Origin of the sequence: Tsukamurella soli (genome assembly GCF_039541155.1) — a bacterium.
GTDB classification, from domain to species: Bacteria; Actinomycetota; Actinomycetes; order Mycobacteriales; family Mycobacteriaceae; genus Tsukamurella; species Tsukamurella soli.
This window is the reverse complement of the sequence record NZ_BAABFR010000004.1, coordinates 72,896-92,257: the sequence shown is the minus strand read 5'-3', so window position 1 is coordinate 92,257 and position 19,362 is coordinate 72,896. Positions and strand designations below refer to the sequence as shown.

The 19,362-nt window shown below is 70.5% G+C and carries 19 protein-coding genes; 7 read left to right on the top strand and 12 right to left on the bottom strand.

All coding sequences use genetic code 11. The features are described from left to right. Window positions 1-63: 63 nt before the first annotated feature. From ABD908_RS02385 to ABD908_RS02370, 4 genes are all read right to left on the bottom strand, one after another. Window positions 64-834 carry a polyprenol monophosphomannose synthase gene (locus ABD908_RS02385; protein WP_344990336.1) on the bottom strand — a complete coding sequence of 257 codons (771 nt, stop codon included), beginning with the start codon at window positions 832-834 and terminating at the stop codon, window positions 64-66. After that, window positions 831-2,459 (bottom strand): apolipoprotein N-acyltransferase, encoded by a 1,629-nt coding sequence (gene lnt, locus ABD908_RS02380; protein ID WP_344990333.1) that lies wholly within the window; start codon window positions 2,457-2,459, stop codon window positions 831-833. Before lnt ends, ABD908_RS02385 begins: the two co-directional genes overlap by 4 nt. Beyond that, a complete protein-coding gene (locus tag ABD908_RS02375) occupies window positions 2,456-4,039 on the bottom strand; it encodes an amidohydrolase (protein WP_385920846.1) in 1,584 nt (527 codons plus the stop codon). The genes lnt and ABD908_RS02375 overlap by 4 nt, the downstream gene beginning before the upstream one ends. A 64-nt stretch (window positions 4,040-4,103) precedes the next feature. Then, entirely contained in the window at window positions 4,104-4,586 is a 483-nt protein-coding gene (locus ABD908_RS02370) for an FxsA family protein (RefSeq protein ID WP_344990330.1), read from the bottom strand. Between the two features lie 122 nt (window positions 4,587-4,708). On the opposite strand from ABD908_RS02370, the gene ABD908_RS02365 reads away from it, so the two are divergent. The 3 genes from ABD908_RS02365 to ABD908_RS02355 all read left to right on the top strand — a co-directional run bounded on the left by ABD908_RS02365 (window position 4,709) and on the right by ABD908_RS02355 (window position 7,418). Further along, window positions 4,709-5,659: an amino acid ABC transporter permease gene (locus ABD908_RS02365; RefSeq protein ID WP_344990327.1), complete on the top strand. Its 951-nt coding sequence runs from the start codon at window positions 4,709-4,711 to the stop codon at window positions 5,657-5,659. Beyond that, window positions 5,656-6,411, top strand: a complete 756-nt coding sequence (locus ABD908_RS02360; RefSeq protein ID WP_344990324.1) for an amino acid ABC transporter ATP-binding protein — start codon at window positions 5,656-5,658, stop codon at window positions 6,409-6,411. Before ABD908_RS02365 ends, ABD908_RS02360 begins: the two co-directional genes overlap by 4 nt. 77 nt (window positions 6,412-6,488) lie before the next feature. Next, a complete protein-coding gene (locus tag ABD908_RS02355; RefSeq protein WP_344990321.1) occupies window positions 6,489-7,418 on the top strand; it encodes a transporter substrate-binding domain-containing protein in 930 nt (309 codons plus the stop codon). 93 nt (window positions 7,419-7,511) lie between these two features. Here the strand turns inward: ABD908_RS02355 and ABD908_RS02350 are convergent, their stop codons facing one another. From ABD908_RS02350 to ABD908_RS02335, 4 genes are all read right to left on the bottom strand, one after another. After that, window positions 7,512-8,837: an NtaA/DmoA family FMN-dependent monooxygenase gene (locus ABD908_RS02350; RefSeq protein WP_385924325.1), complete on the bottom strand. Its 1,326-nt coding sequence runs from the start codon at window positions 8,835-8,837 to the stop codon at window positions 7,512-7,514. Between the two features lie 5 nt (window positions 8,838-8,842). Further along, window positions 8,843-9,973 (bottom strand): LLM class flavin-dependent oxidoreductase, encoded by a 1,131-nt coding sequence (locus tag ABD908_RS02345; RefSeq protein WP_344990316.1) that lies wholly within the window; start codon window positions 9,971-9,973, stop codon window positions 8,843-8,845. Between the two features lie 28 nt (window positions 9,974-10,001). Beyond that, window positions 10,002-11,111, bottom strand: coding sequence for an LLM class flavin-dependent oxidoreductase (locus ABD908_RS02340; RefSeq protein WP_344990313.1), 1,110 nt, complete (start codon window positions 11,109-11,111; stop codon window positions 10,002-10,004). 147 nt (window positions 11,112-11,258) lie between these two features. Beyond that, window positions 11,259-12,431, bottom strand: a complete 1,173-nt coding sequence (locus ABD908_RS02335; RefSeq protein ID WP_344990311.1) for an acyl-CoA dehydrogenase family protein — start codon at window positions 12,429-12,431, stop codon at window positions 11,259-11,261. A 108-nt stretch (window positions 12,432-12,539) separates the two neighbouring features. Here ABD908_RS02335 and ABD908_RS02330 point away from each other — a divergent pair, with 108 nt between their 5' ends. The 4 genes from ABD908_RS02330 (at window position 12,540) to ABD908_RS02315 (ending at window position 14,757) form a co-directional block, all read left to right on the top strand. Next, the gene (locus ABD908_RS02330) at window positions 12,540-13,544 is read left to right on the top strand and encodes a LacI family DNA-binding transcriptional regulator (protein WP_344990308.1); all 1,005 of its coding nucleotides are present in this window, start codon (window positions 12,540-12,542) and stop codon (window positions 13,542-13,544) included. A gap of 38 nt (window positions 13,545-13,582) precedes the next feature. Then, window positions 13,583-13,816, top strand: a complete 234-nt coding sequence (locus ABD908_RS02325; protein ID WP_344990305.1) for a hypothetical protein — start codon at window positions 13,583-13,585, stop codon at window positions 13,814-13,816. Continuing rightward, on the top strand, window positions 13,813-14,055 hold the full coding sequence (locus ABD908_RS02320) for a hypothetical protein (protein WP_344990302.1): 243 nt from the start codon (window positions 13,813-13,815) through the stop codon (window positions 14,053-14,055). Before ABD908_RS02325 ends, ABD908_RS02320 begins: the two co-directional genes overlap by 4 nt. Window positions 14,056-14,217: 162 nt before the next feature. Beyond that, window positions 14,218-14,757, top strand: coding sequence for a MarR family winged helix-turn-helix transcriptional regulator (locus ABD908_RS02315; RefSeq protein ID WP_344990300.1), 540 nt, complete (start codon window positions 14,218-14,220; stop codon window positions 14,755-14,757). A 15-nt stretch (window positions 14,758-14,772) separates the two neighbouring features. Here ABD908_RS02315 and ABD908_RS02310 read toward each other — a convergent pair whose 3' ends face one another. From ABD908_RS02310 to ABD908_RS02295, 4 genes are all read right to left on the bottom strand, one after another. After that, window positions 14,773-16,224, bottom strand: coding sequence for an amidase (locus ABD908_RS02310; protein WP_344990297.1), 1,452 nt, complete (start codon window positions 16,222-16,224; stop codon window positions 14,773-14,775). Window positions 16,225-16,873: 649 nt separating this feature from the next. After that, window positions 16,874-17,197 carry a hypothetical protein gene (locus tag ABD908_RS02305; RefSeq protein ID WP_344990294.1) on the bottom strand — a complete coding sequence of 108 codons (324 nt, stop codon included), beginning with the start codon at window positions 17,195-17,197 and terminating at the stop codon, window positions 16,874-16,876. Between the two features lie 71 nt (window positions 17,198-17,268). Beyond that, window positions 17,269-18,522, bottom strand: coding sequence for an IS256 family transposase (locus ABD908_RS02300; protein WP_344990292.1), 1,254 nt, complete (start codon window positions 18,520-18,522; stop codon window positions 17,269-17,271). Window positions 18,523-18,665: 143 nt separating this feature from the next. Continuing rightward, window positions 18,666-19,310, bottom strand: a complete 645-nt coding sequence (locus ABD908_RS02295) for a hypothetical protein (protein WP_344990290.1) — start codon at window positions 19,308-19,310, stop codon at window positions 18,666-18,668. Between the last annotated feature and the right edge of the window lie 52 nt (window positions 19,311-19,362).

The window sequence follows — 19,362 nt, the reverse complement described above, 5'->3', positions numbered from 1 at the left end:
CAGAAGAAGAGGGGCTCCCGCCTGTCGGTGGGAGCCCCTCTTTCGTGGAGTGATCAGGCGGCGTCAGGCGCGGCGGGAGGCCAGGATCCCGCGGAGGCGACGCGTGCGGGCCTCGAGACCCCAGCGCGGTACGTTGACCGCCGCCTCCTTGACTATGGAGCCGCTCATCTTGGACTCGCCGATCACGCGCTCGGTGAAGGTGATCGGCACCTCGACCACGGTGAATCCCAGCTGCACGGCCCGCCAGGCCAGGTCGATCTGGAAACAGTAGCCCGCCGAGGCCACCGACTCGAGGCCCAGCTTCTCGAGCACCTCGCGCCGGAACGCGCGGTAGCCGCCGGTGATGTCACGGATCCGCGTCCCGAGGGCGAGCTGCGAGTACACGTTGCCGCCGCGGGAGATCAGCTGCCGCTTGAGCGGCCAGTTGACCGTCCTGCCGCCGGGCACGTACCGCGAGCCGAGCACCAGGTCAGCACCCTCGTCGACGGCGCGTAGCAACCGGTCCAGCTGCTCGGGGGCGTGCGACCCGTCGGCGTCCATCTCGACGACCACGGCGTAGTCGCGCTCGAGCGCCCAGCGGAAGCCCGCGATGTAGGCGCCGCCGAGGCCGTTCTTCTCCGAGCGGTGCAGGACGTGGATCCGCGGATCGGCGGCGGCCATCTCGTCGGCCTTCTCGCCGGTACCGTCGGGGCTGTTGTCGTCCACCACCAACACGTCGACTTCGGGCTGTGCGCGGTGCAGCCGCCCGACGATGAGCGGCAGGTTCTCCAGCTCGTCGTACGTCGGGATGATCACCAGCGTCTTCGACGACGGCGGCGGCTGATTCGGGCTCATGTCGCTTCCTCGGCTGTCGGGGTGGGCTTCGCGGCGGGCGGGATTGCCCGCGCCGATCCTCTATCGTGCCTTATCCCCGCGGCGAGTCCCACGGCGGTCAGCACCAGGAGCACGCCCTGAACCCACCAGCCGAGCCGTGAGGCGGGCGTGCGGGTGCTCCGTAGCGGCACCGTCGCCTCGAGATAAGCGGGTGTCCACGTGGCCGTATGCGCGGTGACGACACCGTCGGGCCGCACCAGCGCGCTGACCCCGGTCGTGGCAGCCACCACCACCTCGCGGTCGAACTCGACCGCCCGGATCCGGGACATGCCCAACTGTTGCCAGGTCATGTTGCTGTGCCCGAACGTGGCGTTGTTGGTGGGCACCGTCAGGATCTGCGCGCCAGCCGCCACAGACTGCTGGAACGCGCGGTCGAACGCCACCTCGTAGCAGGTGGCGACACCGATCGGCAGGCGGGGCATCGGCCCACTGCCGGGGTGTACGACGCCGTCGCCGTGCCCCTTACTGAAGTTCGACGCGTAGTCCACGTAATGGCTGAAGTGCCGGAAGAAGGAGCGCATCGGCATCGTCTCGCCGAACGGCTGCAGGATCGCCTTGTCGTGCCGCTCCCCCGCGCCGCGCGCGTCCCACATGATCATGCTGTTGAAGTAGTGCTGTCCGTCCGCTGCCCAGTGCACGGTGCCGACGAGGATCGGTGCACCCACGGCGACGGACGCCGCGCTGATTCGCGCGCCCGCCTCGGGGACGTTCTCAGGCGGGATGTCGGACGAGTTCTCGGGCCAGATCACCACGTCGGGGCGCGTGGCGCGTCCGGCGGCGATGTCGGCGGCGAGCCGCTGTGTCTCGGCGAGGTGGTTGTCGAGCACCGCCTCGCGTTGCGTTGTGAAGTTGTAGCCGAGGCGCGGGACATCGCCTTGGATCGCGGCGACCGTGACCGTGGGGCCGGGACCGGAGCCGTGCACTGCCGGGAGGGCTGCGATGGCCGCGCCGAGCGGGAGTAGGACGGCGAGGCACGGCGCGACCACGATCCGCCAGTGCAGCCGCAGCGTCCGCCCCGACACCGCGGCCCGCGCCAGTGCCGCGAGCCCCGCCCCGACCAACGCCACCGCGAACGAGATCCCGGGGGCCCCGAGGTAGTGCGCGATCGGTAGGAGAGGCCCGTCGGCCTGACTGAATGCGAGTCTGCCCCAGGGGAATCCGCCGAACGGGACTGAGGACCGCGCCCACTCGGCGGTAACCCACGCCGAGGCGACCCACAGCGGGCCGCCGCGGACGTGCGCGACGCGCGCGGCGACGGCGCCGAATACCCCGTAGTACAGCGCACACACGATCGCCAGTCCGAGCCAGGGAGCCGCGCCGACCATCTCGTCGATCCACACCAGCAGCGGGATGCAGAAGCCCGCGCCGGCGACGAATCCATACCAGAAGCCGGCCCGCGCTCGCCGCCCGGTGACGACCACGACGAGGACGGCGACCCCCAGCGGTGCCGCCCACCAGTTGCGGCCGGGCGGGAACGCCGCGAACAGCAGCAGCCCGGCGGCCAGGGCGGCGACGGTTCGTCCGGCCACGGGCCAGCGGCGCGCGAGGCGTCCTGTCCGGCGGCGCAGCTCGTTCGGGGTGCTCACGCGGCCTCGAAGATCGTGACTCCTGCGGAGACGGTGCGCAGGCACCGCGGCAGGCGGGCACCGGGCGACAGATCCGGCAGCGGGGCGACCCCGGCACGGGGATCGGTGGACCAACGCGCGACCGCGTCCGCCGGCGCCTTGACCACGAGTTCGTCGACGTCCCACACCGCATACGAGGCCGGTGCCCCGGGTACGAGTGTGCCGGCGATGCCGTCGCGGACCCCGCCGGCGCGCCACGCGCCCCGCGTCGACGCCGTGAACGCCGCGCGCGGCGAGACGGCGCTGCCCGCGGTGTGGTGCGTGGTGGCCGCCCGGATCGTCGCCCACGGGTCGAGCGGTGTGACCGGCGAGTCCGACGAGAACGCAAGGGGTACGGCGTTGCGCGCCAGCAGCGCGAAGTCGTTGAGTCCGGCCGCCCGATCCGGGCCCAGCCGGCGTGCGTACATGCCGCTGCCGCCGCCCCACAGCGCGTCGAACGCGGGCTGCATACTCGCATGCACCGCCCAGGCGCCGAGACGCTCGGCCTGCCGGGCGGTCACCATCTCGGCGTGCTCGATGCGGTGTCCGCAGGCCGCGACCCGCGGGCCGCCGAAGGCGTCCACTGCGGCCGCCAGCGCGGTGACGACCCTGCCGACCGCGGCGTCCCCTATCGCGTGGAAGCCGGCCTGGATACGGGCCTCGGTGCAGGCCAGCACGTGGGTGGTCACCGCGGCCTGATCGAGCACCGCGGTCCCCACGGTGTCTGCGTCGGCGTACGGCGCGGACAGCAGCGCGGTGTGCGACCCGAGGGAGCCGTCGACGAACAGGTCGCCTGCCAGCCCGTGCGCGCCGGTGCGGGTCATCAGCTCGGTGGCGTGGGCGGCGTCGCGAGCAGCCTCGCCCCAGTACCGCCGCACCTGGACGCCGTGCTGCAGGCCCCGCAGCAGCGCGAAATCGCGCTCGCCGGCGATCTCGGGGCCGGAGCACTCATGGACGGCGACGATGCCGGTCGCGGCCGCCGCGTCGAGCGCTGCCCGATGGGCGGCGGTGATCTGCGCGTCGGTCAGCGCATCCTGCGCGGCCACCCGCACCGCGTCGTGCGCGGGCCCGGTGAGCGCGAGCTCGGGGTGATAGCCGTCGAGCGCGACGAGGTCGGGCACTGCGGCCCGGAGTGCCGTCGAGGCCTGCGCGGAGTGTTCGTCCACGCGGGCCGCGTACACCGCTCGATCGCCGCAGGCGGCGTCGAGGTCGGTGACGGTGAGTGGCCCGTCCGGCCACACGTCGGGGTCCCAGCCGCGCGCCAGGACGACGCCGGCGGTCGCGTGGCCGCGCAGTTCCGCGAGCGCGGCCGCCCTGGTGGGGGTGGCGAGGTGCGGGCCGGTGAGCCGCAGGCCGGTCGCCGAGAGGTGGACGTGGGTGTCGACGAATGCCGGGGCCACGAATGCGCCGCTGAGATCGATCACCTCGGCACCGGGGTGCAGGGCCCGCCCCGTGCGGTCCTCGCCGATCCAGGTCACCACACCGTCCTCGACGGCCATCGCCGTGGCCGTCGGTGAAGTCGGCGTGTATATCCGGCCGCGCACCAGAAGTCGAGTCGTCACGGCTGCCCAGTCTGCCAACGCCTCGCGCCGGCCGGTGCGGCGAGGTGCCGTGTCACGTTGGGACCTAGAGAGCGGGTGGCAGCTGCCGGTAGGCGGTGGGGGCGGGACCGTCCGCGACGACGGTGCCGTCCACCACCGGCCCGAAGCCGGGGCCGCCGAACGCCGTGGCGAACACGGACCGGTCGACGAACTTCGCGATCCGACGCGCACCGACGTAGGCCGCGACCGGTCGCGCGACCGCGCGGCCCGGACGGGTGAGCAGCAGCATGCCCGCCACCGTCGAGATCACGCCCGGCACCGCGAGCAGCACCACCGACGATGCGAGCAGCGCCGTATCGACCAGCGCCGGGCCGGCCGGGCCGCCACCGTCGACCGCCGACCCGAGCCGGCGCAGGACGTCGCCCGCCGTGCGCCGCAGCATGAGCACCGCGATCCCCAGGGCCGCGATCATCGCGAACACCGCCCAGCCGAATCCGAGCCACCACACCAGTCCAGCGAAGGCGAGCACCTCGATGACCACGTATGCGACGAATGCAAGGAGCTTCATATGTCGTCCAACGCACGGCGTCGCTTTCCAGTTCCATCAGCCAGGCGGGGTCGGTGCACCTGGCGTCGCCGCGATTCCAACTCTTCCGGCGAGCCGAGAGGGTGCTTAGCGTGGGGAGCATTATGGTGACCGCTGTCGAACGCCCGTCGTCGTCGGGCTCCGGGTCTGCAGAGGGCGACGAGCTGCCGCGTCTTGCGGCGCGGCGTCGGCCGGGGCGGTGGGTCGCGGTCGCCGTCATCGCCGTGCTGGCCGCGATGGCGGTGCATTCGATCCTGACCGACCCGCGGTTCGAGTGGGGCACCGTCGGGCGGTACCTCACCGCCGACACCGTCGTGCGTGGGCTGGGCCTGACGCTCGGTCTGACGGCCGCCACATTCGTGGCGGGCTGGTTACTCGGGGTGCTGCTGGCCGTGCTGCGGCTGTCGTCGAACCCCGTGCTGCGCGCGGTCTCGTTCGGCTACGTGTGGCTGATCCGGTCGGTGCCCCCGCTGGTGCTGCTGCTGTTCTGGTTCAACCTCGCGGCCATCTACCCGCGACTGTCGATCGGCATCCCCTTCGGTCCCGAGTTCGTGCACGTCGACACGGCGCACCTGTTCGGCGGCGTCCTTGCGGCATTCATCGCGCTCACGCTGGACGTGTCGGCGTTCGCCGCCGAGATCGTGCGCGGCGGCCTGTTGTCGGTGCCTGCCGCGCAGCTCGACGCGGCCCGCTCGATCGGGCTGACGCCCGGCCGGATCCTGCGCCGCATCGTCCTGCCGCAGGCCATGCCGGCGATCGTCCCGGGCGCCGGGAATCTGCTGGTGGGGCTGCTGAAGTCGACGTCGCTGGTGAGCGTCATCGCCGTCACCGACCTGCTCTACTCGGTCCAGATGATCTACGCCCAGAACTTCCAGGTGATGCCGCTGCTGTTCGTGGCCACCATCTGGTACGTCGTGGCGACCACGGTGCTCGCCATCGTGCAGTACTTCGTGGAGCGGCGCTACGCGCGCGGGATGGGCGGCGCCGAACACGGCCGGGCCGCCTCGCTGCTGGGCGGCGCCCTGCGTTGGCGGCCGCGGGTGGCGGTCCGGTGAGCGCGATCGAGGTCCGCGGCCTGCGCAAGTCGTTCGGCGGCCGGACGGTGCTCGACGGTGTCGATCTCGACGTCGCCGCCGGCGAGGTGGTGGTCGTACTCGGGCCGTCCGGCTCCGGCAAGTCCACGCTGCTGCGCTGCATCAACCACCTCGAGCGCCCGGACGCCGGGTACGTGCGGGTCGACGGTGACGTCATCGGCTACCGGGAGCGGAAGGGGGTGCTGCGGGAGTTGCCGCCCAGGGCGGTCGCACGGCAGCGTGCCCGGATCGGCATGGTGTTCCAGCAGTTCAATCTCTTCCCGCACCTCACGGTCGCCGAGAACCTGCTCGAGGGTCCGCTCGCCCTCGGCGCGGAACGGGCGGCGACCCTGGCCCGAGCCCGCGAGCTGCTCGACCGTGTCGGCCTCGCCGGGCGCGCGGACGCCTATCCGGCACAGCTGTCCGGCGGGCAGCAGCAGCGCGTCGCCATCGCCCGCACGCTGGTCATGGGGCCGGCGGCGGTCCTGCTCGACGAGCCGACCTCTGCGCTCGACCCGGAGCTGGTGGGCGAGGTCCTCGAGGTGGTCCGCGACCTCGCGGCGGGTGGGCAGACTCTCGTGATCGTGACTCACGAGACCGGCTTCGCCCGCGACGTCGCCGACACCGTCGTCTTCATGGAGGACGGCCGCATCGTGGAATCCGGCGGTCCCGCCGACATCTTCGGCGGCGCGCGGCACGCGCGTACCCGTGACTTCCTGGCCGCCGTCCGCTGAACCTGTATCCGCCCCGGCCGCCCGACCTTCCGGGTGGCGGTACCCCGACCGAGCTCGAGCGCTTCCCGAGGAGAACCGTGTCCATCCGATCCCGCTGCGCCGCAGCGCTTGCCGCCACCGTCGTTGCAGTCGTCAGCCTCACCGCGTGCGGCTCGGGGTCGGACGGTGGCGTCTCCGCCTCGGCCTCCGCCGCCGTGCCGACCGCGGACGTCGTCTCAGCGGTGGCGACGGACCCGGCGCTGCACGCCCGGGTGCCGGGCGGCGCCGCAACGCTGACGCTCGGCACCGTCGACTCCCCCGGCGTCGACGACCTCCCACATGCGGGTGAGGTCCCGGCCGGTCACGAGGTGGGCTTGGACGTCGACCTGCGCAACGCGGTCGCCCGGGTGCTGGGCATCAGGTGGAACGAGCAGCACGGGACGTTCGCCACGATCATCCCCGGCGTCCAGAGCGGCCGATACCAGGTGGGGCAGGCCAACTTCGGCGTCACCAAGGCGCGCCTGGCGGTGGTCGATTTCGCGACCTACCTCAGCGACGGCCAGTCGTTCCTCGGCGCGAAGGACTCCGGCCTCACCCACGTGGCCACGCTGACGGATCTGTGCGGCAAGCGGATCGCCACGCAGCCCGGCTCCACGTTCCAGGACATCCTCACGCAGGGCGCGGGAGACTGTGCCGCGCGGGGGAAGTCGCCGTACACGGTCCAGTACTACAGCGACGAAGGTGCCACGATCCTCGCGCTCGAGACAGGCAAGGCCGACGTGCAGTTCGGCCCGACGCTGTCTCTGAAGTACGCCGCCGGTGAAATCCCCGGCTCCACCTTCCTGGGCCAGATCAGCACCACCACCGTCGGTTTCGTCACGGCCAAGGGCTCGCCGCTGGCGCCGCTACTGGTCGCCGCCGTCAATCGGTTGATCGCCACCGGCGACTACGCACGGATCTTTGCCAAGTGGGGCGTCCCCGGCACCGGCATAGCCGAGTCGACGCTGGACGCGGCGGCCACGTTCTGACGGCCGGGCTCGAATCGGCTTCGGGAATCGGGTCGCTCGCCGACCTCACCCCCGGCGACTACCCCGACGAGGACCCGGCGGCCTGGGGACGATCTATCCGGTCCTGCGCTCCGACCCGGCGGCGGAGAGCGGCGGCAGGCCCAAGTGGTCACGCAGGGTGGTGCCCTCGTACTCGGTGCGGAATGCGCCGCGCTCCTGCAGGATCGGGACCACCCGGGCGGCGAGGTCGTCCAGCCCCGTCGGCGTCAGGTGCGGCACCAGGATGAAGCCGTCGCACGCGTCGGCCTGGACGTACCGGTCGATCCCGTCGGCGACCTGCTCGGGTGTGCCCACGAACTGCTGCCGCGCCGTCATCTCGATCACCAACTCGCGGATCGAGAGGCCTCCCGCCTCCGCGCGTGCCCGGTACCGGGCGGCGATCTCGCGTGGGTCACCCTGTCGGGTCCGGCCCTGCGTGACGGCGTCGAACGTCGGATCCTCCTGGGGCACGGGACCGTCCGGGTCGTAGTCGGACAGGTCCCGGCCCCACACCTGCTCCAGGAAGTTGATCGCCGTCTGGGGGCCCACCTGTAGCAGGCGGATGTGCCGGGCCTTCTCGTCCGCCTCGGCGCGACTGTCGCCGATCACGAAGGTCGCGGCCGGGAACACCTTGAGGTGGTCGGGATTCCGGCCATGGGCAGCCGCTCGCGCCTTGATGTCCGCGTAGAACTCGCGCCCCGCCTCGAGCGTGCCGTGCCGGGTGAAGATCGCGTCGGCGTGCCGCGCCCCGAACTCGCGACCGTCGGCGGAGTCCCCGGCCTGCAGCAGTACGGGGTGCCCCTGCGGGCTCCGCGGCAGCTCGGGGTAACCGTCGACGGTGAACTGCTCGCCGCGGTGCACGACGCGCTGCGGTGCCGCGGCGTCCCACGCGTCCCAGAACCGCTGCGCGACGGTGATGAACTCCGCCGCGCGCCGATACCTGTCGGCGTGCGGCAGGAACCCGCCGCGTCGGAAGTTGGCCCCGGTGAACGCATCCGAGGACGTGACCATGTTCCACGCGGCGCGGCCGGCGGACAGATGGTCGAGCGTCGCGAACTGCCGGGCCACCTCGAACGGCTCGTTGAACGTGGTGTTGATGGTGCCCGCCAGACCGAGTCGATCGGTGACCGCGGCGAGCGCGGCCAGCACCGTGAAGGTGTCGGGCCTGCCCACGACATCGAGATCGTGGATGCGACCGAGGTGTTCGCGCAGCCGCAGGCCCTCCGCGAGGAAGAAGAAGTCGAACCGCGCGTCCTCCGCGACCCGGGCCAGATGCTCGAAGGACGCGAAGTCAACCTGGCTGCCCGCCTCCGGTACCTGCCAGACGGTCGTGTTGTTGACACCTGGGAAGTGCGCGCCCAGGTGGATCGGCTTGCGGTGCTCGCCCTCCCGCACGGCGATCCCGGTCACAGGATCCCCCATTCCTTCGCCAGTAGCTCGTGGCTCCGTAGCCGCGCGCCGTGGTCGTGCGTCACCGACGTCACCACCAGCTCGTCGGCCCCGGTCACACGTGCCAGCGCACGCAGGCGCGCGGCGACGGCGGAGGGGGCGCCGACGAACTGCGTCTCCGTACGGTCGGCCACTCCGGCCAACTGCTCGTCCGTGAGATCGTCGCTGTCGGTGGGGAATGGGATAGCGCCGTCACCGAAGCGGATGGAGTGCACCCACCTCGCGTATCCGGCCGCGAGGCGGTGGGCCTGCTGGTCCGTGTCGGCGACGACCACATCGGCGGACACCACGACCCGAGGCCGCTGCAGGGTCCCGGGACGGAACGCGGCGCGGTACGCGGCGACCGCGTCGAGTGTCGTCGCCGGGCTCACGTGATAGTTGGCCACGAACGGCAGCCCGCGCCGGCCCGCCACCGTCGCACTCTCGCCCGCGCTGGACCCGAAGACCCAGACCGGCCCGTCGATACACTCCGCGACCGTGGAGCGCAGCGCAGTGCCGCGCGCGGTGAAGACTCCGGCGGCCAGGTCCGCGAGATCGGTCACCTGCTGCGAGAACGACGGTGCCGCGGCGCCCTCGGGGATGAGGGCGTCGAGGCTCGCGAGCACCCGCGGCCGGGCCAGGACGCGGCTCGGGTCGAACGGTGCGGGGACGACGACACCGTCGACGACCCGCGGGAGCGCCTGCGCCGCAGTCGTGTCCTGAGCCGCCTTCGACGCTCCCGCAGCAGCCAGCGCCTGCTGTCTGCGCTGCGCCGACCTGCCGACGCCCAGGTCGACGCGACCCGGGTGTAGCGCCGCGAGTGTGCCGAACGCCTCGGCGACGGAGATCGTGGTCGTGTACCCGAGCTGGACCGCCGCGGCGCCGACCCGGATCCGGTCGGTCGCCGCCAGGATCTGCCCGATCAGCACCGCCGGCGCAACGCTGGCGACGGCGACGAAGTGGTGCTCGGCGACCCAGTATCGGTGGTAACCCCACGACTCGGCGTGGCGGGCCAGATCGACCGCGTCCCGGAGCGCCTGGGCGGCGGTGCCGCCTGCCACCACCGGCGCGAGGTCGAGGACGTTGAGGGGAATGGATGCGTCTGTCATGGTTCTCTCGTCGGCGATTCGATCGGTATCAGTCGGCGGTCGCGAATCGATTGCGGGGCGCCGGCAGTCCGAGGGCCGCCCGCAGCGTCGGACCGCCGGGCGGCGAGCCGAGCGCGGCGAGCGCGTCCCGCAGCCGGGACAGGTCGACGTCGTTGACCGCCGGACGGATCCGGACGCCGTCGATGCCGTAGCCGCCCCAATCGGTGATCAGTTCTCGCAGGCCCGCACCGGTGCCCGCGAACGTGAGGGTGTCCTCGGGCGCGGGCTCGCGCAGGTCCAGCTTCGCGAGTCGCCGGGCGGCGGTGCGCTCCGAGTCCGCGAGCGCGACGGTGACGTCGGCGAGGACGGGCGTTGCGTCCGAGACCCCTGCCGCCGCGAGTCGGCTGCGCACCGACGCGGCCTCGTCGACGGACCGGACCGCCACCAGGACGATGTCGGCTCGTGCGGCCAGGCCACCGTCGGCGGCACCCGAGTCCGCCGGGTCGGTCCCCACCAGAACCACCGGCCGCCCCTGCGGTGGTCGCGGCGTGATCGACGGGCCCTTCACCGAGAAGAACTCGCCCTCGAAGTCGATGTAGTGCAGTCGGTCCCGGTCCACGAACCGCCCGGTGGCGACGTCCTTGACCACCGTGTCGTGCTCCCAGCTGTCCCAGAGGTCGCGCAGCACGTCGACGTAGTCGACCGCCTCCCGGCGGAGCGCCGCCCTGTCCGCGACGCCCCTGCGGCCGAACACCGCGGCATCGGCGGGTGACGCGGTGGTCTGCGGCCGCACGCCCGCGCGGCCGTGGCTCACGTGATCGAGGGTGGCGATCGCTTTGGACGCGTGGAACGGTTCGGTATGGGTCACGGTCACGGACGGGACGAGGCCGATGCGCTCGGTCTGCGGCGCTACCCGCGACGCGAGCATCGCCGCGTCGAGGCGGCCGCTGACGCGGTCGCGCGCGGTGAGGGTGAACGAGTCCTCGAACGTCGCGAAGTCCGCCCCGGCCTGCTCGGCTGCGCGTGCCAGCCGCGTCCAGTGCGCACCCGACAAGGCTGCGGACGGCTCACCGTCCACCTCGGCGAAGGCAGCGGGGTGCCAGCCGAAGGGCTCGAGCGCGACTCCGACGATCGGGCGGCCACGGGATCGATTGGTCACCCGTCCCACGCTAGGCCGGGAGCAGGGGTAACGACCGGGTTGCGCTCAGTGTGGATTAATGGCGATGCCGCGGGAATTCGCGCGGCCTCCGGGAGATTCGGTCGTCGCCCTCCCGATGCGAACGGGCCCGGCGCGGGCCGCCGAGCGTCACCGGAACGCGGACTCGCCGGTGAGCGCGCGCCCGATGGTCAGCTGATGCACCTCCGACGTGCCCTCGTAGGTCAGCACCGACTCGAGATTGTTGGCGTGCCGGATCACGGGGTACTCGAGGGTGATCCCGTTGGCACCCAGGATGGTCCGGCATTCGCGGGCGACGGCGATCGCCTCGCGGACGTTGTTCAGCTTGCCTGTGCTGACCTGTGCCGCCGTGATCTCCCCGCGGTCCTTGAGGCGCCCGAGGTGGTACGCGAGGAGGTGACCCTTGCCGACCTCGACGGCCATGTCGGCGAGCTTGGCCTGCGTCAGCTGGTAGGCGGCGAGTGGCTTCTCGAACACCTCGCGCGTCTTCGCATAGTCGATCGCCGTCTCCAGACAGTCGCGGGCGGCCCCCATCGACCCGAAGACGATACCGAATCGCGCCTCGCCGAGGCTGGTGAGCGGACCCGTGAGCCCGCGTGCCTCGGGCAGCACCGCGGCGGCCGGCAGCCGAACGTCCTCGAGCACCAGCTCGGATGTGATGGACGCGCGCAGCGACATCTTCTTGTGGATCTCCGGCGCGCTGAATCCCGGTGTGTCGGTGGGCACGACGAAGCCGCGGATGCCGTCGTCGGTCTGCGCCCACACCACCGCGACGTCGGCGATCGAACCGTTGGTGATCCACATCTTGGTGCCGTTGAGGACCCAGTCGGTGCCGTGGTGCTTGGCGGTGGTGCGCATCCCCCCGGGGTTGGAGCCGAAGTCGGGCTCGGTGAGGCCGAAGCACCCGATCGCCTCGCCGGTGGCCATCCGCGGTAGCCATTCGAGCTTCTGTTCCTCGCTGCCCCAGTGGTGGATCGAGAACATCGCGAGCGAGCCCTGCACGGAGACGAGGCTGCGGATACCCGAGTCCACGGCTTCGAGCTCGAGGCATGCCAGGCCGTAGGTCGTCGCGCTCAACCCGGCGCAGCCGTAGCCGTCGAGGTGCATCCCGAGCACGCCCAGGCCGCCGAGTTCCTTTGCCAGGTCGCGGACGGGGATGTGGGCGTGCTCGAACCAGTCGGCGATGTGCGGCCGGAGGCGCTCGTCGGCGAATCTGCGCACGGTGTCGCGGATCTCGATCTCGTCCGGTTCGAGCAGCGAGTCGAGGGCGAGCAGCTGGGTGACGGCTGGGGTGCGACTCATGATTCCTCCGTGAATCCGCAGGTAAGAACGTTTGCGCTAACGATTGCGGAGGGTTACGGTAGTCGCTGTCGTCGACGTTCGTCAATGCGTCGCCCCAGGAGGTGTGAGGTGTCCCGTCCCGACCGTGCACCGACGCTCCGCGAGATCGCAGACCGGGCGGGCGTTCACGTATCGACGGTGTCCCGCGTGCTGCGTCAGGACGAGCCGGCCGACGGCTGGTCGGACAGCGCCCTGCGGATCCGTGCGCTCGCCGAGGAACTCGGTTACCAGCGCAACGTGTGGGCGGCCAGCCTGCGCACTCGCCGGACGGCGACGATCGGCGTCGTGATGCCGAGGTTGACCGACGGCGTGGTCGCCACGACCTATACCGGCATCGAGGAGGCCGCCACCGCAGCCGGGTACTCCGTCCTGCTGTCCAGTCCGCCCGACGAGGTCGCCGCCCAGCGTCGTAGCGTGGCCCTGCTGGTCGGACGGCAGGTAGACGGGTTGCTGCTCTCCAGCCTGCACGCGCCCGCGGCCGAGTTCGTCGACTCCCTGGGGCTGACGATCCCCGTCGTCACCCTCACCCGGCACGCCGACTCGGGGCTGCCCTTCGTCGGCGCCGACGACGTCGCCGGTGGCGCGCTCGCCGCGCGGCACCTGCTCGGCCGTGGGTACACAGACCTCGCCTTGGCGGCCGGTCCGCCGCACGCGACGACGGCCTCAGACCGGGCCGCGGGTTTCCGTGCGGCGCTGGCGGATGTGGGAATCGCGCTGCCGGGCGACCGGGTCGCCGCATCGGCGTTCGACGTCGACGGTGGCGTCGCGGCGGGGCGCGCCTTGCTCGATCGGCCCGACCGGCCACGTGCGGTGTTCGCGGTCTCGGACACCATCGCGATCGGAATCCTCGGCATGGCCAGGGATCTCGGCCTCCGGGTGCCCGACGATCTCGCCGTCATCGGGTACAACGACATCCCGGTCGCCGCGCAGCTCCCCGTACCGCTGAGCACTCTCCGCTCCCCCGCCCGGCAGATCGGCGCCACCGCCGTCCGCCGGTTGGTGGATGCCATCGACGGTCGCGCGCCGGAGACCACACGTCTCCCCGTCGAGCTCATGGCCCGCGCCACCACTTGACTGCATGCATTCAGCTGCATCGCGAGTAGCCTGGCGTCGTGCCCGCGACAACCCTGCGGAATGTGCCCCAGGCTGTGCGAGGCGAACTCGCCGGGCGTGCCGGGCGTGCGGGCCGGTCGCTCCAGGAATACCTGCTGGCGGTGCTGACACAGATGTCACGTACACCTGATATCGCCGATATCGTCGCACGGATCGAAGAACGCAAGCGGAGCAGCACCGTGCAGGTGTCGGTCGCCGATATCCTCGCCCACCGGGATGCCGATCGCAGGTGATCCAGGTCGTCGACGCGCCCGCGGTTGTCGCCGCGCTGATCGAGCGGTCTCCGGCAGGCGGGTGGTGTCTGGCGCGGATCGCAGAAGCGCCCGTCGTCGCACCGCACCTGATGCCGTTCGAAGCCGCGAGCATTATTCGTCAGACGACGATTCGCGGCGCTCTGAGCGCGGTTCCGAAGCCCGCGCCGCCTCGACGGACCTTGATGATCTGGAGGTCACGCTCACTGCGTATTCCTTAGTGGCAGAGCGTGTATGGGAGCTGCGCGCGAATCTGACGACGTACGACGCGAGCTGTGTAGCCCTCGCGGTACACCTCTCGACGCGGTTGGTGACTCTCGACCGGCGCATCACAACGGCGCCCGGCCTCCGGTTCGAGGTACTGGTGCCGCCGGTATCGGGCAGTGCCTAGCCGCATCGACGCGCGGGCTCTCACCGGCGCGAAGTCGAACCGCGCCGTGATCGACCTCACGCTGCGCCTACTCATCACCTCGAAGCAGAAGGGCGCGATGATCGACGGTATTTGCGGGCGCTGCCAGAACTGCCGGCGAACCTCGGTGCGCCGCGAGCAGATCATCCTTGGCTTTCCCCTCGAGGAGCCCATCCTCGAGGCTGTGGGCCTGTCGATGTGGGAGTACGTGATCGTCGGGGAGCTGGCGACCGGAACTGCGATATCCCAGGTCGAGCTGTCCCGACGGACCGGCCGTGACCCCACGCGGCTGGGAAAGCACCTCGACGCTCTGGCCGACCGCGGCGTCATCGGACGCGAGAAGTCGGCCGACGGGCGCCAACACACCGTCCGGCTCACGGACGCGGGCCAGGCGATGCACGACCGGGCCAAGCGGACCATCCGCGCAGCTGAGGACGAGTTCCTCCGCGCCACGCTCCCGGACGAGGACGCGATCCGGTTGCGCCGACTGATCGCGGCCCTCGCGGGCGATTGACTCGCCCGCCGCCGCTTACGTCGGCGGTTGGAATCCACCGATCGCTTCCTCGAGCAGTTCCGCCAGCCGCAGCGGGGTGCGGTCCTCGAACATCGGGCCGATGAGCTGCACACCTATCGGAAGGCCTGCGGGGGACCTGCCCGCTGGTATCGCGCTGGCGGGTAAGCCGGGCATCGTGGCCACGCCGGCCCACACCAGTTGGTCGAAGTACGGGTACTCGACGCCGTCGATGTCGATCCGGCGCTCGAGCGGATTCGGATCATGGTCGTGGCCGAACGCGGCAGTGGGAGTGATCGGGCAGACCACGACGTCGAAGTCGGCGAACAGCTGTCGCCAGCTGTGCCTGTGTGGCTCGCGGCGGCTGTTCGTCTCGATCCAGTCGCGGTGGCTGAGCGCCATGCCGCGTAGGCGCGCCGCGTCGAGGCTCTGATCGTCGAGATCCAGTCGTGTGGCACGAACCCGCAGTTCCTCGTACTTCTCGACCGGAAAACGGGCGGCGGAGCCCGAGAAGAGCAGCTGCGTGTAGAGCCTCGCGGCCTGCGCCAGGTCCGGCAGCAGCGGGCTGTGCCGTTCGATGTACGCTCCACCGGCCACAAGTGCGTCGGCAACCCGGTTCACGCCCGCCCGTACCGCGGACCCGGTCGGGATCAGCGGATGATCCTCCAGCACCAAGACACGGAAATCGCGAAGGTGCTCGTGGCGCGCGGGCGGCAGGGTCGCGTCGTACGCCAACCCGTGCGTCAGCGGGTCCGGTCCGACCATGACGTCGAACAGGATCGTGAGATCGCGGGCGCTGCGTGCCATCGGGCCGACGACGGCTAGGTCCTGTTCGACCGGCAGCGGTGGCGAAGGAGGCGCCACCATGCCACGCATCGCGGCCAGGCCCAGCGTCGGCTTGTGCGCGTAGACGCCGCAGAAATGCGCCGGAGTGCGCAGCGAGCCGGCGAGGTCGGAGCCGATGGACAGTGCACCGAACCCACATGCCAGCGCCGCCGCTGATCCGCCCGAGGACCCACCCGGCGTGCGACTGTGATCCCACGGATTATTGGTGGTGCCGTAGACCTCGTTGAAGGTCTGAATATCCTGCAGCCCCACGGGCACATTGGTCTTTCCGAGTACCACAGCACCCGCCGCCTTCAGTCGTGAGACCTGGACTGCGTCCTCGTCCGGAATGAAGTCGACATGCTCCTTCAAGCCCCAGGTGGTCGGCAGTCCGGCGACGTTGTAGGACTCCTTGACCGTGACCGGAAGACCCAGCAGCTGCCGAACGTCGCCGCGGGCGAGCGCTCGGTCGGCGCGACGCGCGGCGGCCAGCGCGCGACCGAAGTCGGGCACACAGATCGCGTTGATCACCGTGTCGTCGCGCTCGATACGGGTGATCGCGTCCTCGGTCAGTTCGACCGAAGTCACTTCGCCGGCGCGTAACGCCGCCGTGAGTCGCTCGGCCGTCTGCAGATTCCAATCCATGGATCCGACGGTATAGACCTGCGGAATCGGCCACGAAATGCGGATTTGCACAAGCGAATGGACATCACGATCGTGCGTCGGCGCGTAGCGAAGTCTCCGTCTACCCGCGGACACCCGTCTCTCGCCGCCTACTCGGGGTGAGTCCGCCAGGCCGAGTAGAAGGCCCGCCGGCACCTCGCGTGCCGGACGTCGTCGGGCTCGCTTCCGAGAGGTACGTCGCGAACTCCTCGGCCGCGGTGTGCAGGGGCGTGGTGTCCATGATGCTCCCTTACTTCCGGTAGCCTCCTCGGGTGGCGATCCCGCATGCCGCCCACTGCCGTGACAGGCGCATCTATGCGCCGTCAGTCCCAGCGGGCCAAGGGTTTTGGTCCAGAAGTTTCTCGGGCATGTCGCGGTGTCGATAATCGATACGTACGAGTGGCTGATGTGACACCAGAGGCGGCGCGGTGAGATATGGGCGACAGGACGATGGCAGCGAGGATCGGTACGGGGTTCGACGAACCTTGTACCGATCACCCCGCCCTGCCGCCCCGTCTGGCCGGCACGAACTGCTTGGCCACCAGATGCACGGTGGGAGTGACATCTCAGCGCGCGAACGTGACTGGGCTTCTGCACCAGGTTCAACGCTGACTGCCAGGAGATGTCATGTCTACTGCGCTGAGTGTGGGAACAGATCCTCGAACGCGACGGTTGCGCCTCCTGTCCGCGGTTCGTAGAAGTCCCCATTGCCGTATGGGCGCCGTGACAGCGTGCTGTGTGGCGGCACGAGGTCGCTGCGAATGTAGACCAGTTGGCCCGGGCCGATATATGTCGCCTCGGTGATGTCGGGCGAATCCGGGATGAGGGCTTCGCCCTCGGCGCGATACACCTCGCCGCTGCCGAAGGTGAGCAGACTCGGATCGAGAGTCTCGATCAGCGCCTCGGCCAGGCCGCGGATGTCAACGGTGTCCGATCCACCGCTCGCCGCGTACATGTCGACAGCGTCCCGTGGGGTGGTGGACTTCGGACCAGCTCGAGTAGGTGATCAACGAGTCGGCGCAGACGTTATCCGACGGCTGCCGGCGGGGCAAGGGCCGTGGTGGTCGTGTCGGCGGCGGCCCGGTGTTTGGCGGCGATGACGGCCCGCAACTCGTCCATGGACACGTCGGAGAGGTAGCGGCGGATCACCTGCCACTCGTCGTGCTGCTCGATCACCACCGCCGTCGCCAGCCGCAGGAACGCGGCCTGGTTCGGGAAGATCTCCACGACGTCCACACGGCGTTTGATCTCCTTGTTCAACCGTTCGACCGGATTGTTCGACCAGATCTTCTGCCAATGACCGCGAGGAAAAACGGTGAACGCCAACACATCCGGCTTCGCCTCCCGCATCATCTCCGCGACCTTCGGCACCGATGAGGCCAGCGAGTCCGCGACCCGGTCCCACTGCGCCGCCAACTCCACCGGGTCGGTGTGCGCGAACACCGTCTTCAACGCCGCCAGCACCGGCGGCTGCTGCTTCGCAGACACCCTCCCGGCGACGTTCCGCATGAAATGCACCCGGCACCGCTGCCACCCCGCATCGGTGAACTGCTGCGCCACAGACGCTTTCAACCCCGCATGTGCGTCGGAGATGACCAGGTGCACCCCCGACAGGCCCCGCTGCCTGAGGCTGCGCAGGAAGTCGGTCCAGAACTCGAACGACTCACTGTCACCGACCGCGGTCCCCAACACCTCCCGGGTGCCGGCCATCGACACCCCGATCGCGACGACCATCGCCTGCGACACCACATGCGCGCCGACCCGCACCTTGCAGTAGGTGGCATCGAGGAACACGTACGGAAACGTGGTGTGCGTGAGCGTCCGCTCCCGGAACCGGGCCACCTCGGCGTCGAGGCCCAGGCAGATCCGGGACACCTCCGACGTGGAGATGCCCGAGTCCACCCCCAGGGCTTCGACCAGGTCGTCCACGCTGCGGGTCGACACACCGTGCACGTAGGCCTCCATGATCACCGCGTGCAACGCCCTGTCGATCCGCCGCCGCGGCGCCAGCAGCGACGGGAAGAACGACCCGCACCGCAGCTTCGGGACCTTCACGTCGATGTCGCCGGAGGTCGTCGAGATCGTCTTGCTCCGGTGGCCGTTGCGGTGCGTCGTGCGGTCGTCGGTGCGTTCGTACCGGGCGGCGCCGAGCACCGCCGTCAGCTCGGCCTCGATCAACTCCTGCAGCCCGGCGCGGATCAACTCCGCGGTCATCCGTTGCGGGTCGGCGGCCTTCAACTCGTCCAGACGGGCGAGCAGGGCAGAATGGTCCTGGGTCATCGCGTAGCTGCTTTCTGTAAGTCACTGTGAGAGGTAACCCGTAGATCACTACGCGATGGCCCACCCCCGGACCGGGAGCGACACACTCCCGCTCGACAGGGCTCTGGCCCTGCCCCGATTCCCACCACCCCAGGGGACTTACCCTACATGTCCTGCAGCACAGCGAAATACAGCTTCGCTTCGTCGTGTTCGCTGGCGAACCGCAGCGTGATCTGTACTTCATTGCGGCCGTCGGCAAACAGCCACAGTGTCGGGCCGCCCTGGAATTCGGCCGGCTCGCCGACATCGCCGGCCCAGTCCGGCCGCCAGCCGGGGTTGAGGTAGAGCACGGCGCGCCACAGCGCTTCGGGATCGGTGAAATCGATGGGCTGGAAGCGGTTGTCCTCTGCGACGCTCCAGGCGACGGGCGTTGGCAGGGCCAGTGCCTTGCCGATCGTCGCCACGACGGCGGCCACTACCTGCGACTGCCGCCGCACGTCGCCGTCGGCCGACGCCCACGACAGGTGCATCAACCAGTCGCCGGTGTACTCCTGCGGGATGCCGTGGCCGTCGCGCAGGAACACCTCGCGACGGTGTTTCCACTGCTCGTACAGCACGGCGCTCGAATCGTTGAACGGTGCCGATTCCGGCCGGCAGCCGTTGAGGAAACCGGCGAGCCAGATCCTCGCGTCGGGCGTCGCGTCTGTGATCCGGTCGATCGTTGCGGTGAAGCCGATACCGGTCTGTGCGTTGTACACCTCGATGGCGCCCTCGATGTTCGTCGGTTTGCCCATGATCGTGTACCACACGTCCGGTTCGCTCCGAACGGTGACGCGGAGGTCGAGGCCGCTAGGGTCGATG

What these genes read in the sequence shown, in the direction of transcription:
- ABD908_RS02385 (WP_344990336.1), bottom strand. Translation starts at nt 834, where the DNA reads ATGAGCCCGAATCAGCCGCCGCCGTCGTCGAAGACGCTGGTGATCATC.
- ABD908_RS02370 (WP_344990330.1), bottom strand. Translation starts at nt 4,586, where the DNA reads ATGAAGCTCCTTGCATTCGTCGCATACGTGGTCATCGAGGTGCTCGCC.
- ABD908_RS02365 (WP_344990327.1), top strand. Translation starts at nt 4,709, where the DNA reads ATGGTGACCGCTGTCGAACGCCCGTCGTCGTCGGGCTCCGGGTCTGCA.
- ABD908_RS02345 (WP_344990316.1), bottom strand. Translation starts at nt 9,973, where the DNA reads ATGACAGACGCATCCATTCCCCTCAACGTCCTCGACCTCGCGCCGGTG.
- ABD908_RS02335 (WP_344990311.1), bottom strand. Translation starts at nt 12,431, where the DNA reads ATGAGTCGCACCCCAGCCGTCACCCAGCTGCTCGCCCTCGACTCGCTG.
- ABD908_RS02310 (WP_344990297.1), bottom strand. Translation starts at nt 16,224, where the DNA reads ATGGATTGGAATCTGCAGACGGCCGAGCGACTCACGGCGGCGTTACGC.
- ABD908_RS02305 (WP_344990294.1), bottom strand. Translation starts at nt 17,197, where the DNA reads ATGTACGCGGCGAGCGGTGGATCGGACACCGTTGACATCCGCGGCCTG.
- ABD908_RS02300 (WP_344990292.1), bottom strand. Translation starts at nt 18,522, where the DNA reads ATGACCCAGGACCATTCTGCCCTGCTCGCCCGTCTGGACGAGTTGAAG.